The following is a 15659-nucleotide window of genomic DNA, read 5'->3' on the forward strand; positions in this document are numbered from 1 at the left end:
TGTCCCTTCCCCCCCCCCCCCCCCCCCCCCCCCCCCCCCCCCCCCCCCCCCCCCCCCCCCGTTCCCCCCCCCCCCCCCCCCCCCCACCGGTCTTCGGGGCGGGAACCTAGCAGCCGAGCAGACGGCTGCCGAGGTAGCTCTGGATCTGGTCCAGGGACACGCGCTCCTGCTTCATGGTGTCGCGCTCGCGCACGGTCACCGCGTTGTCGTCGAGCGTGTCGAAGTCGACGGTGACGCAGAACGGCGTACCGATCTCGTCCTGGCGACGGTAGCGGCGGCCGATGGCGCCCGCGTCATCGAACTCGATGTTCCAGTTCTTGCGCAGGTCGGCGGCCAGGCCCTTGGCCTTCGGCGACAGGTCCGCGTTGCGGGACAACGGCAGGACGGCGACCTTGATGGGCGCCAGGCGCGGGTCGAAGCGCATGACCGTGCGCTTCTCCATGGCGCCCTTGGCGTTGGGGGCCTCGTCCTCGACGTACGCGTCGAGCATGAAGGCGAGCATGGCGCGGTTGACGCCGGCCGCCGGCTCGATGACGTACGGGGTGTAGCGCTCCTTGGCCTCCTGGTCGAAGTAGACCAGGTCCTGGCCCGAGGCCGCCGAGTGCGCCTTCAGGTCGTAGTCGGTGCGGTTGGCCACGCCCTCGAGCTCGGAGAACTCGCTGCCGCCGAAGTTGAAGCGGTACTCGATGTCGGCGGTGCGCTTCGAGTAGTGGGAGAGCTTCTCCGCCGGGTGCTCGTACCAGCGCATGTTCTCCTCGCGCAGACCCAGGCCGCGGTACCAGTTCCACCGCTCCTGCATCCAGTATTCCTGCCACTGCTCGTCCTCGCCCGGCTTGACGAAGAACTCCATCTCCATCTGCTCGAACTCGCGGGTGCGGAAGATGAAGTTGCCGGGCGTGATCTCGTTGCGGAAGGACTTGCCCATCTGCGCGATGCCGAACGGGGGCTTCTTGCGCGAAGTCGTCTGCACCATGGCGAAGTTGGTGAAGATGCCCTGGGCGGTCTCGGGGCGCAGGTACGCCTTCGAGCCGGTGTCCTGGGTCGGGCCGAGGTGGGTCTCCAGCATGCCGGAGAACTGCTTCGGCTCGGTGAACTGGCCCTTCACGCCGCAGTGCGGGCAGTTGATGTCGGCGAGGCCGTTCGCGGGCAGGCGGCCGTGCTTGGCCTCGTACGCCTCTTCCAGGTGGTCGGCGCGGTGCCGCTTGTGGCAGGCGGTGCACTCGGTGAGCGGGTCGGAGAACGTCGCGACGTGACCGGAGGCGACCCACACCTCGGGGGCGAGGATCACGGAGGAGTCGAGACCGACGATGTCCTCACGCCCGGTGACCATGGCCTTCCACCACTGGCGCTTGATGTTCTCCTTGAGCTCCACACCCAGCGGACCGTAGTCCCAGGCAGCCCTGGAGCCGCCGTAGATGTCACTGCACGGGAAAACGAAGCCACGGCGCTTGCTCAGGCTGACGATGGTTTCGATCTTGTCGGCGGCCACGGTGCTCTCTTCATTACGAGGACGAACGCGAATGCCTCAGGTTACCGGCGCCCGCACCCTCCCTTTCAAATCGGGTATGCCCTTCCACGGGCCCGGGCACGCCTCCCACCTGGGTTTTTGACAACGGTTTCCATCTTTGATGAAAATGGATGTCATGAACGTACGACGCCTGATACCCACCGCCGCCCTCACCGCCGCCGCAGCCCTCGGCGCGACGGCCCTCACCGCCTGCTCCGGCACCGCCGGCCCGGCGGCCGCCGAGGACGGCAAGCTGCACGTGACGGCGTCGTTCTACCCGCTGCAGTACCTCGCCGAGCAGATAGGCGGGGACCACGTCAAGGTCGACACCCTGACCAAGCCGGGCGTCGAGCCGCACGACCTGGAGATCACGCCGAAGCAGACCGGGCAGCTCGCCGAGTCGGACGTGGTCCTCTACCTCAAGACCCTCCAGCCCGCCGTGGACAAGGCGGTTGCGCAGTCCGGCGTGAAGAACGTCGTCGACGCGGCCACCCTCACCAAGCTGGAGGTCCACTCCGCCGAGGGCCACGAGAAGCACGAAGGCCACGAGGGCGAAGGCCACGCCGCCGAGGGCGAAGGCGCCGGTCACGCCGCCGAGGGCGAGGGCCACGACCACGCCCACGGCGAGGCCGGCGAGGACCCGCACGTCTGGCTCGACCCGACCAAGTACGCGGAGATCGCCAAGGGCTTCGGCGCCGTCCTGGAGAAGGCCGACCCCGACCACGCGGCGGACTACCGGAAGAACACCGCCGAGCTCACCGCCAAACTGGGCGCCCTGGACACCGAGTTCAAGGACGGCCTGAAGAACACGGCCTCCAGGACCTTCATCACCACCCACTCCGCCTTCGGCTACCTCGCGGAGCGCTACGGCCTCGACCAGGAGGGCATCTCCGGCGTCGACCCCGAGGCCGAACCCAGCCCGGCCCGGATGAAGGACCTCCAGGCCGTCGCGAAGAAGGACAATGTCACCACCGTCTTCTTCGAGACCCTGGCCAGCGACAAGACCGCCAAGAGCCTCGCCCGGGACACGGGTCTGACCACCGACGTCCTCGACCCCCTCGAGGGAATCACGGACACGTCGCAGGGCGCTGACTACTTCGAGGTCATGCGCTCCAACCTGAAGAACCTCCAGAAGGCACTCGGAGCCAAGTAATGACAGCAGCAACGGAGGTGCGCGCCATGCAGTCCACGCCACGAGAGGCCGAGGACCAGCCCGTCATATCCCTGCGCGGGGCCACCGCCTCGCTCGGCGCGCGCCCCGTGCTGCGCGGGATCGACCTCACCGTCCGCCGCGGTGAGGTCGTCGCGCTGCTCGGCGCCAACGGCTCCGGCAAGTCCACGGCCGTCCGCGCCGTCGTCGGACAGGTCCCGCTCACCGGCGGCACCCTCTCCCTCTTCGGCACCGACTTCAAGCGCTTCCGCGCGTGGTCGCGGATCGGCTACGTCCCCCAGCGCACCACCGCCGCCAGCGGCGTCCCCGCCACCGTCCGGGAGGTCGTCTCCTCCGGCCGCCTGGCCCGTACCCGCTTCGGGGTCCTGCGCAAGGCCGACAGGACCGCCGTCGAGGCCGCCCTGGCCCTCGTCGGCATGGAGGACTACGCCGACGCCTCGGTCAACGCGCTCTCCGGCGGCCAGCACCAGCGCGTACTCATCGCCCGGGCACTCGCCGTCGAACCCGAACTGCTGATCATGGACGAGCCGATGGCGGGCGTCGACCTGAGCAACCAGGAGGTCCTCGCGGGCGCCCTACGGCAGCAGGTGGCCCTCGGCACCACCGTCCTGCTCGTCCTGCACGAGCTGGGCCCGCTGGAGCCCCTGATCGACCGGGCCGTGGTCCTGCGCGACGGCTGCGTCACGCACGACGGCCCGCCCCCCGAGGCCGTGGGCCAGCACGCCCTGCCCGGCCACGACCACGTACACCCCCACGCGGCGCACGACGCCGAGCCCCTGCGGACGGGACTGCTGAGCTGATGGACCTCCTGAACTACGCCTTCATGCAGCGGGCCCTGATCGCCGCCGCGCTGGTCGGCATGACCGCGCCCGCGATCGGCACGTACCTCGTACAGCGCCGCCAGGCGGTCATGGGCGACGGCCTCGGCCACGTCGCCATGACCGGTGTCGCGCTCGGCTTCGTCCTCCAGACCAGCCCCGTGTGGATGGCCACCCTCGTCGCGGTCCTCGGCGCCGTCGGGATGGAGCTGATCCGCTCCCGCGGCAGGACCAGCGGGGACGTGGCCCTGTCCATGCTCTTCTACGGCGGCCTGGCCGGCGGTGTGATGATCATCAACGTCGGGGGCGGCTCCACGACCAGCCTGCTCAGCGCCATGTTCGGCTCGATCACCACCGTCGCGCCCGAGGACGTCACCGCGATGGCGATCCTCGCCGCCTTCGTCCTCGCCGTCACGGTCGGCATGCGCCGCCAGCTCTTCGCCGTGTGCCAGGACGAGGAGTTCGCCCGGGTCACCGGCCTGCCGGTGCGCGCGCTGAACCTGCTGCTCGCCGTCACCGCCGCCGTCACGGTCACCGTCGCGATGCGCATCGTCGGCCTGCTGCTGGTCAGCGCCATGATGGTGATCCCGGTGGCGGCCGCCCAGCGGGTCACCAGGGGTTTCGCGGCGACGCTGGGCCTGGCGGTCGCGATCAGCCTCACCGTCTCCCTGACCGGCACGGCCGCCACGTACTACATCGACGCGCCGTCGGGCGCCACGATCGTGCTGCTCGCCATCGGTGTCTTCCTGGTGATGACGGCCCTGTCCGCACCGCTGGCCAGGCGCCGCGCGAAGGCTTCCCGGGCCGCGGGGGAGGTCTGCCTCCAGGACGACGTGAAGGTCTAGCAGCGGCGGCCGCCTGGCACAATGGCGGCAGGCCGAGATGAGGAGGAACCGGTGGCGACTGCGCCTGGCGAGACGAGTACCGCGCCAGTACGAGGGCGATCCACCCGGCAGCGGGCCGCCGTGGCGGCGGCGCTGGACGAGGTGGACGAGTTCCGCAGCGCCCAGGAGCTGCACGACATGCTCAAGCACCGCGGTGACTCCGTGGGCCTGACCACCGTGTACCGCACCCTGCAGTCCCTCGCGGACGCCGGCGAGGTCGACGTGCTGCGCACCAGCGACGGCGAGTCCGTGTACCGGCGCTGCTCCACCGGGGACCACCACCACCACCTGGTCTGCCGCAAGTGCGGCAAGGCGGTCGAGGTGGAGGGCCCGGCCGTGGAGAAGTGGGCCGAGTCGATCGCGGCCGAGCACGGCTACGTGAACGTCGCCCACACCGTCGAGATCTTCGGCACCTGCGCGGACTGCGCGGCCGCCGGCTAACCGATCCTGGTCAGGTTCCGGTCGAAGAGCGATCGGATCCGGTCGAGGTCCTCGGGGGCCCGGGCCCCGCGCTTCGGCAGCCAGCCCAGGTCGCCGTTGAAGAACACGAGGACGAACAGGCCCCGGGTCTCCGCCCAGCCCCGGTACTTGTCCCACCTGTAGGCCACCGCCGTCCCGTCGGGGCGGTGGTTCTGCGTACCGAGCCCGGTGACCACCAGCTTGTACTCGGGGTGCTCCGCGGCCCAGCGGTACATCCGGCGCGCCCGCCGCCGCAGGTCCAGGCAGTGCAAGACGGCGCCCAGGACCAGTGCCACCGCGCCCGCGAAGGCCAGGCCGGCCGGGTCCGCCGCCCGGCCGTGCTGGAGCACGACCAGCCCGACCGGCACCCCGGGGAGCGCCACCAGCCACAGCAGCAGCTCCTTGCGGCCCCCGGGGGTCCTCAGGGCGCGCCAGCGCAGCACCTCCCACGCGTCGCGGCGGGCCGCGCCGTAGTGCAGCTCCACCGCCATGTCGGTCATGTCCATGGCGGCGGAGCCTAGCGGAGGGTTCAGCTCCCGGAGCCCTCGGGCTGGTTCGGGACGGCGCCGCCGAAGCGGCGGTCGCGCTGGGCGTACTCCAGGCAGGCCGCCCAGAGGTTGCGGCGGTCGAAGTCCGGCCACAGCACGTCCTGGAAGACCATCTCGGCGTACGCGCTCTGCCACAGCAGGTAGTTCGAGGTGCGCTGCTCGCCGCTGGGGCGCAGGAACAGGTCCACGTCCGGCATGTCCGGGTAGTAGATGTACTTGGCGAAGGTCTTCTCGTTCACCTTCGACGGGTCCAGCCTGCCGGCCGCCACGTCCCGGGCGATCGCCTGCGCCGCGTCCGCGATCTCCGCGCGGCCGCCGTAGTTGACGCAGAAGTACAGGGTCATGGCGTCGTTGTCGACGGTCTGCTCCTGCGCGATCTGGAGCTCCTGGACGACGGACTTCCACATCTTCGGCATGCGGCCGACCCAGCGGATCCGGATGCCGAGCTCGTTCATCTCGTCGCGGCGGCGGCGGATGACGTCGCGGTTGAAGTTCATCAGGAAGCGGACCTCGTCGGGCGAGCGCTTCCAGTTCTCCGTCGAGAAGGCGTAGAGGGAGAGGTTCTTGACGCCCATCTCCAGGCAGCCCTTGAGCACGTCGAGGACGACGCCCTCGCCGACCTTGTGCCCCTCGGTGCGCGGCAGGCCGCGCTCCTTGGCCCAGCGGCCGTTGCCGTCCATGACGACGGCTACGTGGTTCGGGACCAGCTCACCGGGGATCTTCGGCGGGCGCGCACCGGACGGGTGCGGCTCGGGAACCTTGTACTCGCGGCGAGAGCGTCCCAGAATCCCGCGTCGTGCCATGTGCCCAGCTCCTATTTCTCGACGTATCGGAGGGAGCGTAGCCCGCGCTCCAGATGCCAGTGCAAATAGGCCGAGACCAGCCCGCTGCCCTCCCGCGCGTGGCGGGCCTCGCAGGCGTCCGCGTGCTTCCAGTCGCCCGTCAGCAGCGCGCTGAGCAGGGCGATGGCCTCGGACGAGGGTACGACGGAGCCCGGCACCCGGCAGTCCCCGCATATGACCCCGCCCGCGGCGACGGAGAAGTGCCGGTTGGGGCCGTGGATCCCGCACTTCGCGCAGTCCTCGAAGCTGGGGGCGTAGCCGTTGACGGCGAGGGAGCGCAGCAGGAAGGCGTCGAGGATGAGGTGCGGTTCGTGCTCGCCGCGCGAGAGGGTGCGCAGGGCGCCGACCAGCAGGAGGTACTGCTGTACGGCGGGCTCGCCCTCGTTCTCGGTGAAGCGCTCGGCGGTTTCCAGCATGGCGGTGCCGGCGGTGTAGCGGGCGTAGTCGCTCGCGATGCCGTTGCCGTAGGGCGCGATGATCTCGGTCTGGGTGCACAGCGGCAGGCTGCGGCCGATGAGCTCGCTGCCGCGTGCGAAGAACTGCACGTCGGCGTGGGAGAAAGGTTCCAGCCGGGCGCCGAACTTCGACTTGGTACGCCGCACCCCGCGGGCGACCGCCCGGACGCGGCCGTGGCCGCGGGTGAGGAGCGTGATGATGCGGTCCGCCTCACCCAGCTTCTGGGTGCGCAGCACGATGCCGTCGTCGCGGAACAGGCTCATGGCCCCATTGTCCCCTGCGCGCGGACAGCGCCGGCCCCCGTCCGGGCTGGAGCACCGTCCAGCGGTGGCTGGACGGGTCCGGACGGGGGTCGGCACCCCTTGGGAGGGTCAGGAGGCGGGCGCACCCGCGTCGCCGGCCTTTTCGACGGCCTTCTCGGAGTCGGCTGCCGCGGCTCCGGCCGGGCCGACGGCGACCTTCCCGGCCCCGGCGGTCTCGGCGGCGTCCTTCTCCGGGGCGTCCTCCGCCGCTTCGCCCTTCTCCGGGGCGTCCTCCGCTGCTTCGCCCTTCTCTGCTTCGCCCTTCTCCGAGGTGTCCTCCGCTGCCCCGGCCTTCTCCGAGGTGTCCTTCTCCGCTGCCCCTGCCTTCTCCGCGTCGGCCGGAGCGCCCACCGGCTGGGCGGGCAGCCCGACGTGGGCCGCGGTCTCGACGAGGGCCGAGGCCGGTACGAGGGCGGCGGTCCGCGCGTCGTCCTTGGCCGGGCCGTTGAAGATCAGGTTGAGCACGATGGCGGCCGTGGCACCGAGGGTCACGCCGCTGTTGAGGAGCGAGGACAGGTCGGGGTCCATGTGCTGGGAGAAGAGCACCGGGACGGTGGCCGGGAGCAGGGCGAAGGCGAGGGAGACACCGACGACCAGCGCGTTCTTCTCCTCCTTCAGGTCCACCTTGGCCAGCGTCTGGATGCCGGCCAGGGCGACCATGGCGAACATGACGGTCGCGGCGCCGCCCAGCACCCCGTGCGGGACGGCGGCGACGATCGCGGCGGCCTTGGGCAGCAGACCCAGGATGATCATGAAGACGCCCGCGGCGACGACCACGAAGCGGCTCTTGACCTTCGTCATGCGCACCAGGCCGACGTTCTCGGCGAAGGCGACGTACGGGAAGGAGTTCAGGACGCCGCCGAGGGCGGTCGCGGCGCCGTCGGCACGCAGGGCGCGGGCCACGGTCTCGCTGTCGACCTCCTTGCCGACGATGTCGCCCACCGCGTACGTGTCACCGGTCGTCTCGACCATGGTGATCAGCATGACGATCAGCATCAGGACGATCGGGAACCACTCGAACTTCGGCATGCCGAAGTGGAAGGGGGTGCTGACCCCGATCCAGCCCGCGTCACCGACGTCGCCGAACTTGGCGTCCCCGAGGAGGAACGCGACGGCGGTGCCGACGACCAGGCCGAGCAGGATGGCGATGCTGGAGAGGAACGGCTTGCCGAGCTTCATCAGGACGAGGATGAAGAGCATCGTGCCGCCGGCGTAGGCGAAGTTCTTCGGGTCGCCGAAGTCCGGGCTGCCGAGGCCGCCGGCCGCGTCGTTGAGGCCGACGGGGATCAGGACGATGCCGAGCACCGTGATGACGGTGCCGGTGACCACCGGCGGGAAGAGCCGCATGACCGCCCGGAACGCGTTGGCGGGCAGCCAGGCGAAGGCGAAGGTGGCGATACCGGCGGTGATGACCGCGCCGTAGATGACCAGCAGCGCGGCGGTGCCGCCGCCGGCGCCGAGGCCGATGGCGATCATCGGGGAGACCGCCGTGAAGGTGACGCCCTGGATCAGCGGCAGTCGCGCGCCGATCCTGCCGATGCCGAAGGCCTGGATGATCGAGGCGATACCGCAGGTGAGGAGGTCCGCGTTGATCAGGTAGACGAGCTGTTCAGGGCTCAGCTTGAGTGCGCTGCCCACGATGATCGGGACGATCACCGCGCCGGCGTAGAACGCGAGTACGTGCTGGAAGCCGTACAGCGCGAGCTTGGGGAGGGGGAGCACCTCGTCGACCGGGTGCGTGCTCTGCTCTCCGTTGGCGGAAAGCCGGGCGGCGACACGTGCCATCTCTGCCTTGCCCTTCAATGAGGTAGGTAACGAGAGGAATCTGGTTGTCCCTGGGCGAAGTGGGTCGTTAACCCGTTGGTTCGCCAGGGTTGTCAGCTCGAACACGTGGATCGAAGCGCCCGGATGTTTCCGGCGGCGTCTCCTCGTGTGACCGAAATTGAACGCCTGTGGAAGCGCTCACAGATATCGGAGACTTCGACGAACCGCAGGCGTTTCAGGACGCCGGATCTGGCGGTTCCTCCAATGGCGCACCCCGCCACACGGGCGTATGGGGCGAGGACCGCGGAACACCTCCCGCAGGCTGCGCACCTGCGAATTTCCGCCCTTCCACGCTGGCGGTACCCGGTTCGCAAGCATTCGGCCACGCAAATCCGAGGGCGCAATTCCGGCCGTCCGAAATGCGGAATTTTTGTACGGAAGGGCCGGGTCCACCCCCTTGCACGGAGACCGCGGCGCCCCGGCCCACCCCCGGGAGGCCGGATCGTTACCTCGCTCGCGGCCATTTATGGCGGTTCCGCCGTCCGGATCGTGGCCGAAAGGCAGCCGGACCCGGCGGAGAACCCGCCGGGTCCGGACTTCGTACGCGTTCCCCTACGGCGCGCGGACCGCCGAGAGGAGGCCGGACACCTCGTCCGTGCCCATCCGCAGCGCCGCCCCGACGGTGGCCAGCACCTCGCGCTCGGCGGGGATGTAGGGGCCGTCCGCGAGCGCGATCCGCGCGCCCTGGAGCAGGATCGACTCCCGCCCCGGCACGGCCAGGTGCGGGGCGAGCGGCTCCAGCGCCTCGTGGAGCTCTATCGACAGCGCGGCCCCGCAGCACTCGGGCCCGTCGTACAGCCCCAGCCGGCCCTCGTCGGCGGCCAGGGCGTCCACGAGGGACTCCAGCTGCTCCGCGGTGCAGTCCTGGAACCCGGCGGCCCGTACGGACGCCACGGCGGCGTCCAGGGCGCTGCGCGAGGTGGTCCCGCCCGCCGCGAGCACGGCCAGCGCCACGGTGTGCACGGCGTCGCGCAGCAGCGCCGAGAAGCGGGTGGTGGTCAGGTGGTCCAGCACGTCGGTGCCGAAGCGCTGCCGGCAGCCCTGGCACTCGATGACGGGCCCGGCCTCCCCGCGCGGCAGCAGCGGCACGCCGAGCACGGTGAAGCGCCTGCGCCCGGTGCGCCTGCGGAAATTGCGGTCACCGCCGCAGCCGGGGCAGAAGAACTCCCCGTCTCCCACGGTGCTCCAGGTGGTGCGGATGCCCCAGACGGTCAGCTTCCGGCCGTCCCCACCCCGAACTGGCAGCACGTCGCACCTCCGTATCTCCCCCGCGGCGCTCAGGACGCGGGCGGGACCCCTCCGGCAGCACCGCCGGGTTGGCGTGATGTTAGCCACATCGGTGAGGCTGCGTCAGTCGTGCGACAGGACAACATCGCGCGGGGAGGGGAGTTGGCCGAAGTGCGCCCCCGGCGGCGGGCCGGGCGGCGCACGGGATCCGCGTCAACGCGGTGGCTCCCGGAACCATCCGCACGGAGCGGGCGCCGGCCCCTGGACGGAGACCGCGCGCCCCGGGAAACGGCCCCGGGGACGCCAGAGCCCCCGGCCCCCTGCGGGCAGGGGGACGGGGGCTCCGGCGGGGCGACAGGCTCAGCGGCCCGCGCGGTTGACGGCGGAGATGACCGCCTTCAGGGAGGCGCGGGTGGTGTTGGCGTCGATGCCGATGCCCCACAGGACCCGGCCGTCGATCGCGCACTCGATGTACGAGGCGGCCACGGCGGAGGCGCCCTCGCTCATGGTGTGCTCGGTGTAGTCCAGCAGGCGGGCGTCGACGCCGATGCCGGCCAGCGCGTCGAAGAAGGCCGAGATCGGACCGTTGCCGGTGCCGTTCAGGACCGTCTCCACACCGTCCACGACCGCCTCGACGGTCAGCGTGTCGGTGCCGTCCTTGTCGGTGGCGGTCGAGCCGGAGCGCAGCTGGATGCGGCCCCACGGGTTCTCGGGGTTGGGCAGGTACTCGTCCGAGAAGACGTCCCAGATCGCCTTCGGCGTGACCTCGCCGCCCTCGGCGTCGGTCTTGGCCTGGATGATCCGCGAGAACTCGATCTGCATGCGGCGCGGCAGGTCCAGCTTGTGGTCGTTCTTCAGGACGTACGCGATGCCGCCCTTGCCGGACTGCGAGTTGACCCGGATGACCGCCTCGTAGGAGCGGCCGACGTCCTTGGGGTCGATGGGCAGGTACGGGACGGCCCACTCGATGTCGTCGACGGTCTTGCCCCGGGCGGCCGCGTCGGCCTCCATGGCGTCGAAGCCCTTCTTGATGGCGTCCTGGTGGGAGCCGGAGAAGGCGGTGTAGACCAGGTCGCCCGCGTAGGGGTGGCGCGGGTGGACCTCCATCTGGTTGCAGTACTCGCTGGTGCGGCGGATTTCGTCGATCTGCGAGAAGTCGATCTGCGGGTCGATGCCCTGCGAGAACAGGTTCATGCCCAGGGTGATCAGGTCCACGTTGCCGGTGCGCTCGCCCTGCCCGAACAGGCAGCCCTCGATGCGGTCGGCGCCGGCCATCAGGGCCAGCTCGGCGGCGGCGACGGCGGTGCCGCGGTCGTTGTGCGGGTGGACGGAGATGCAGATGTGCTCGCGGCGGGTCAGGTTGCGGGCCATCCACTCGAAGCGGTCCGCGTGGGTGGAGGGCGTCGAACGCTCCACGGTGGCGGGCAGGTTCAGGATGATCTCGCGGCCCTCGGCCGGCTGCCAGACGTCGCAGACGGCCTCGCAGACCTCCAGGGCGAAGTCCAGCTCGGTGTCGGTGAAGATCTCCGGGCTGTACTGGTAGCCGAAGACGGTCTCGGGGCCCAGCAGCTTCTCGGCGTACTCCATGACCAGGCGGGTGCCGTCGACGGCGATCTGCTTGATCTGCTCCTTGGAGCCGCGGAAGACGACCCGGCGGAAGGTCGGGGCGGTCGCGTTGTACAGGTGCACGGTGGCGCGCTTGGCGCCGACCAGCGACTCGACGGTCCGCTCGATCAGGTCCTCGCGGGCCTGGGTCAGTACGGAGATGGTGACGTCGTCCGGGATCGCGCCCTCTTCGATGATGGAGCGCACGAAGGCGAAGTCGGTCTCGCCGGAGGACGGGAAGCCGACCTCGATCTCCTTGTAGCCCATGCGCACCAGCAGGTCGAACATCTCGCGCTTGCGGGCCGGGGTCATCGGGTCGATCAGCGACTGGTTGCCGTCCCGCAGGTCGGTGGACAGCCAGCGGGGGGCCTTGGTGACGCGGGCGTCGGGCCAGGTGCGGTCCGGGATGTCCACCTGCTCGTACGCGCCGTACTTGTGGATCGGCATCCCGGAGGGCTTCTGGGTGTGGGTCGCGTTCGTGATGGGCGTGGGGCGACCGACAAAAGGCTGCTGGCTCATGGCGTTGGGCTCCTCGCGTGTCCGCGTGTAGTTCGCTGGGACGGCCGACGGCGGTAGTGAAAACCGCAACACCAAACTCCGCGGGGAGGGGGCCGGCCTACGACTACAGACCCTCGCCGCGGCAGCTAAGGAGAAGCAGCCCGAAACGCATGATGGGCCGAGCCTAGCCGAGCCGCGCCGTATCGCGAGGACCTGTTTCAGTATGCAAGACCCGGGTGCCCGATTTGCACCCTTTGTGAGCTACGACTCTTTTCGGGCGCCCAGGTCAGGGCGATCCGTCAACGCGGCGCCCTCCGTTTGAGACAACCGAATGAATCATGGTCGCCGCTAGTGACAGCGGCATGACCCACTGCCACATTGCCGTGCATGGATGCCTTCCTTTCCCCTGGCCACACCCCCCACCGCCCGGTCTTCTGCACCGTGGTGCCTCCGCACCTCCTGCGCAAGGCCGCCCAGTCCCCGGACGGAGCGCGGGCCGAAGCGGCCCTGCGGACCCTCGAGCACGACAGCGGCCTGCGCGAGCGGCGGCAGGTCAACGCCCTCCGCGGGATCGCCCCCTCCCTCGTCGACTCCCCGGCCGAAGGGCCCTCGCGGACGGTCTACGACGCCCAGCACCGCACCCGGCTGCCCGGGAAGAAGGTCCGCGGGGAGGGCAGCGAGCCGGTCGGCGACTCCACCGTCAACCGTGCCTACGCGGGGCTCGGGGCGACGTACGAGCTGTTCCTGAAGGCCTTCGGGCGGCACTCCATCGACGACTCCGGGCTGCCCCTGGACGCGACCGTCCACTACGGCGAGGACTACAACAACGCCTTCTGGGACGGCCGGCAGATGGTCTTCGGCGACGGGGACGGGGACCTGTTCCTCGATTTCACCGTCTCGGTGGACGTGATCGGGCACGAGCTGGCCCACGGCGTCACCCAGTACACGGCCAACCTCGACTACCACGGCCAGTCCGGGGCGCTCAACGAGTCCATGTCGGACGTCTTCGGCTCGCTGATCAAGCAGTACTCCCTCGGCCAGACCGCCGACCAGGCGGACTGGCTGATCGGGGCCGGGCTGCTGGGGCCGAACGTCACCGGGGTCGCCCTGCGCTCGATGAAGGCGCCCGGGACCGCGTACGACGACGACGAGCTCGGCAAGGACCCGCAGCCCGCGACCATGGACGACTACGTCAACACCTCGCGCGACAACGGCGGCGTCCACATCAATTCCGGGATCCCCAACCACGCCTTCTACATCGCGGCCACCGAACTGGGCGGCAAGGCCTGGGAGCGGGCCGGTCAGATCTGGTACGACACGCTGACCGGCGGGCAGCTGGGCGAGAAGGCCTCCTTCAAGGACTTCGCGCGGCTCTCGGTGGCCGCGGCGGTCGCCCGGTACGGCGAGGGCGGCGCGGAGCACCAGGCCCTCCAGAAGGCCTGGTCGTCCGTCGGCCTGGCCTGAGGAGGCTGGGCGCGGCGGTCCGCATCGGGTAGAAGGGGCACCATGCGGATCGAAGTGGTGCGGACGGGCGGTTTCGCGGGGATCGAACGCCGGGCCGAGGTGGACACCTCGGGCCGGCCCGACGAGGAGGAGTGGCGGGCGCTGGCCCTGCTGGCCCTGCGGCCGGATCCCCGCGCCGAGCCGGGGCCGGGCGGCGTGCGGGACGGGTTCTCTTACCGGATCACGGTGGACGGCCGGACGGTGTCCTGCCAGGACCCGCACCTGTCGGACGCCCAGCGGAGCCTGGTCTCGCGGGTGCTCAAGGAAGGCGCGTGAACCGGGGCCGGTCTCCCGGCCGGGCATAAGCAGGTGCCCGGCCGGGGCGGTTTTGCTTGGATGGCGGCATGAGTGAAACGATCTTGGCCGCCCTGGAGCAGTACTACGACACCGTCCCCCGCCGGGGCGGTGCGCGCGGCGAGGACTTCGGGCCGCTGACCCTGTTCGTACAGGAGGGGCAGGGCTGGCAGTACTACGCGCGGCCCGCGCCCGGCGGCGCCGACGCGACCGCCGAGGACGTGCGCGCGGTGCTGGAGAGGCAGCGGGAGCTGAAGGTGCCGGAGTCCTTCGAGTGGGTGGCCGAAACCACCCCCTCGCTGCGGGCCGCCGTGGAGGAGGCGGGGCTGCACGTGCACGCCCACCCGCTGATGGTGCTGGAGGAGGACGCCGAGCCGCTCCCGCCGCATCCCGACGTACGGCTGCTCGGCGCGGGGGACCCGCTGCTGGGGGCCGCCGTGACCGTCCCCGCGCTGGCCTTCCGCGAGCCGGGCACGGCCCTGGGCACGGCGGGACCGGCCCAGCTCGCGGCGGCGCTGGAGGACCCGGCCTCCGAGGAGCGCCGGAGCAGGGTGTCCGCGATGCTCGCGGACGGGCGCACCGCGGTGGCGGCTGCCGTACGGGACGGCCTGGTGCTGTGCTCGGGCCAGTACAACCCGGTCGGCGACGTCGCCGAGATCGTCGGTGTCGGCACCCTGCCCACCGCCCGGCGGCAGGGGCTGGCCCTCGGGGTGACGGCGGCACTGGTCGCCGGGGCCCGCGCCCGCGGGGCCCGTACGGTCTTCCTGTCGGCCGGGGACGAGGACGTGGCCCGCATCTACGCCCGCGCCGGGTTCCGCCGGGTGGGGACGGCCCTGATCGCGGAGCCGGCGGCGGCCTGAGGCCCGGCGGGTTTGCCGGTTCGGCAACGGAAGTTGCCCGGGGCCCGGCCCCGGCGCAGCATCGGCCGTACCGGCAGACCCGTACAGGAAGAGGCCCCATGTCCGAGCAGCAGCACCAGCACCAGGACCACCCCGCGGGCGCGGAGTGGTGGGACGCCCGCTACCGCGAGAGCGACCGCATCTGGAGCGGCAGGGCCAACGAGGTCCTGGTCCGCGAGGCCTCCGACCTCACCCCCGGGCGCGCCCTCGACCTCGGCTGCGGCGAGGGCGCCGACGCGGTCTGGCTCGCCCGGCGGGGCTGGCGGGTCACCGGGACCGACATCTCGGGGGTGGCGCTGGAGCGGGCGGCCGAGCACGCCGCCGAAGCGGGGCTCGCCGACCGCGTCGACTGGCAGCGGCACGACCTGGCGGAGTCCTTCCCCGACGGCCAGTTCGACCTGGTCTCCGCGTGCTTCCTGCACTCGTACGGGGACTTCCCGCGCGAGCGGATCCTGCGCACCGCCGCGACGGCCGTGGCCCCGGGCGGGATCCTGCTGATCGCGGGCCACGCGGGCGGGCCGTCCTGGGACCCGGACGCGCACGCGGACATCCACTTCCCGACCCCGGACGAGGTCCTCGCCCAGCTGGAGCTGCCGGAGGGCGCCTGGGAGGTGCTGCTCGCGGCCGAGCACGAGCAGGCCATGACCGCCCCCGACGGCCGGCCCGGGAGCCGCAAGGACAACGCGCTGAAGGTGCGCAGGCTCCGCTAGGCCCTGGTGGGGGGGGGGGGGGGGGGGGGGGGGGGGTGGGGGGGGGGGGGGAGGGAGGGGGGGGGGGGGGGGGGGGGGGGGGGGGGGGGGGAGGTGGAGGAGGGGGACCCCG

At 71.3% G+C, this 15659-nt stretch carries 15 protein-coding genes; 8 read left to right on the top strand and 7 right to left on the bottom strand.

Annotated elements, in window-relative coordinates; translation table 11 throughout:
- Positions 1–106 precede the first annotated feature (106 nt).
- Entirely contained in the window at positions 107–1489 is a 1383-nt protein-coding gene (locus tag ACZ4WZ_RS06890; RefSeq protein ID WP_388939035.1) for a glycine--tRNA ligase, read from the bottom strand.
- Between the two features lie 154 nt (positions 1490–1643).
- Here ACZ4WZ_RS06890 and ACZ4WZ_RS06895 point away from each other — a divergent pair, with 154 nt between their 5' ends.
- From ACZ4WZ_RS06895 to ACZ4WZ_RS06910, 4 genes are read left to right on the top strand one after another with little or no spacing between them, the layout of a single operon-like run.
- Complete coding sequence (locus tag ACZ4WZ_RS06895; protein WP_467886084.1) at positions 1644–2660, top strand: metal ABC transporter substrate-binding protein; 1017 nt, start codon at positions 1644–1646, stop codon at positions 2658–2660.
- Positions 2660–3478 (top strand): metal ABC transporter ATP-binding protein, encoded by an 819-nt coding sequence (locus ACZ4WZ_RS06900; RefSeq protein ID WP_467886086.1) that lies wholly within the window; start codon positions 2660–2662, stop codon positions 3476–3478. Before ACZ4WZ_RS06895 ends, ACZ4WZ_RS06900 begins: the two co-directional genes overlap by 1 nt.
- Positions 3478–4341, top strand: coding sequence for a metal ABC transporter permease (locus ACZ4WZ_RS06905; RefSeq protein ID WP_467886089.1), 864 nt, complete (start codon positions 3478–3480; stop codon positions 4339–4341). Before ACZ4WZ_RS06900 ends, ACZ4WZ_RS06905 begins: the two co-directional genes overlap by 1 nt.
- A gap of 51 nt (positions 4342–4392) precedes the next feature.
- Positions 4393–4821: a Fur family transcriptional regulator gene (locus ACZ4WZ_RS06910; RefSeq protein ID WP_388939029.1), complete on the top strand. Its 429-nt coding sequence runs from the start codon at positions 4393–4395 to the stop codon at positions 4819–4821.
- Here the strand turns inward: ACZ4WZ_RS06910 and ACZ4WZ_RS06915 are convergent.
- The 6 genes from ACZ4WZ_RS06915 to leuA form a co-directional block, all read right to left on the bottom strand.
- Positions 4818–5345, bottom strand: coding sequence for a YcxB family protein (locus ACZ4WZ_RS06915; protein ID WP_467886091.1), 528 nt, complete (start codon positions 5343–5345; stop codon positions 4818–4820). The genes ACZ4WZ_RS06910 and ACZ4WZ_RS06915 overlap by 4 nt on opposite strands.
- 23 nt (positions 5346–5368) lie before the next feature.
- Positions 5369–6190: an isoprenyl transferase gene (locus ACZ4WZ_RS06920; protein WP_030227016.1), complete on the bottom strand. Its 822-nt coding sequence runs from the start codon at positions 6188–6190 to the stop codon at positions 5369–5371.
- A gap of 11 nt (positions 6191–6201) precedes the next feature.
- Entirely contained in the window at positions 6202–6948 is a 747-nt protein-coding gene (gene recO / locus ACZ4WZ_RS06925; protein WP_388939025.1) for a DNA repair protein RecO, read from the bottom strand.
- A 108-nt stretch (positions 6949–7056) separates the two neighbouring features.
- Positions 7057–8772, bottom strand: a complete 1716-nt coding sequence (locus tag ACZ4WZ_RS06930; protein WP_467886095.1) for a solute carrier family 23 protein — start codon at positions 8770–8772, stop codon at positions 7057–7059.
- Between the two features lie 591 nt (positions 8773–9363).
- On the bottom strand, positions 9364–10059 hold the full coding sequence (locus ACZ4WZ_RS06935) for a tellurite resistance TerB family protein (protein WP_467886098.1): 696 nt from the start codon (positions 10057–10059) through the stop codon (positions 9364–9366).
- Between the two features lie 339 nt (positions 10060–10398).
- Positions 10399–12162, bottom strand: a complete 1764-nt coding sequence (gene leuA, locus ACZ4WZ_RS06940; RefSeq protein ID WP_467886101.1) for a 2-isopropylmalate synthase — start codon at positions 12160–12162, stop codon at positions 10399–10401.
- A gap of 366 nt (positions 12163–12528) precedes the next feature.
- Here leuA and ACZ4WZ_RS06945 point away from each other — a divergent pair, with 366 nt between their 5' ends.
- The 4 genes from ACZ4WZ_RS06945 (at position 12529) to ACZ4WZ_RS06960 (ending at position 15547) form a co-directional block, all read left to right on the top strand.
- On the top strand, positions 12529–13605 hold the full coding sequence (locus tag ACZ4WZ_RS06945) for a M4 family metallopeptidase (protein WP_467886104.1): 1077 nt from the start codon (positions 12529–12531) through the stop codon (positions 13603–13605).
- A gap of 42 nt (positions 13606–13647) precedes the next feature.
- On the top strand, positions 13648–13920 hold the full coding sequence (locus ACZ4WZ_RS06950) for a protealysin inhibitor emfourin (RefSeq protein WP_467886107.1): 273 nt from the start codon (positions 13648–13650) through the stop codon (positions 13918–13920).
- A 68-nt stretch (positions 13921–13988) separates the two neighbouring features.
- On the top strand, positions 13989–14798 hold the full coding sequence (locus ACZ4WZ_RS06955; RefSeq protein ID WP_467886110.1) for a GNAT family N-acetyltransferase: 810 nt from the start codon (positions 13989–13991) through the stop codon (positions 14796–14798).
- A 98-nt stretch (positions 14799–14896) separates the two neighbouring features.
- Positions 14897–15547 (top strand): class I SAM-dependent methyltransferase, encoded by a 651-nt coding sequence (locus tag ACZ4WZ_RS06960; RefSeq protein ID WP_467886113.1) that lies wholly within the window; start codon positions 14897–14899, stop codon positions 15545–15547.
- Positions 15548–15659: the final 112 nt, after the last annotated feature.

Source organism: Streptomyces sp. NPDC029122 (genome assembly GCF_055569445.1).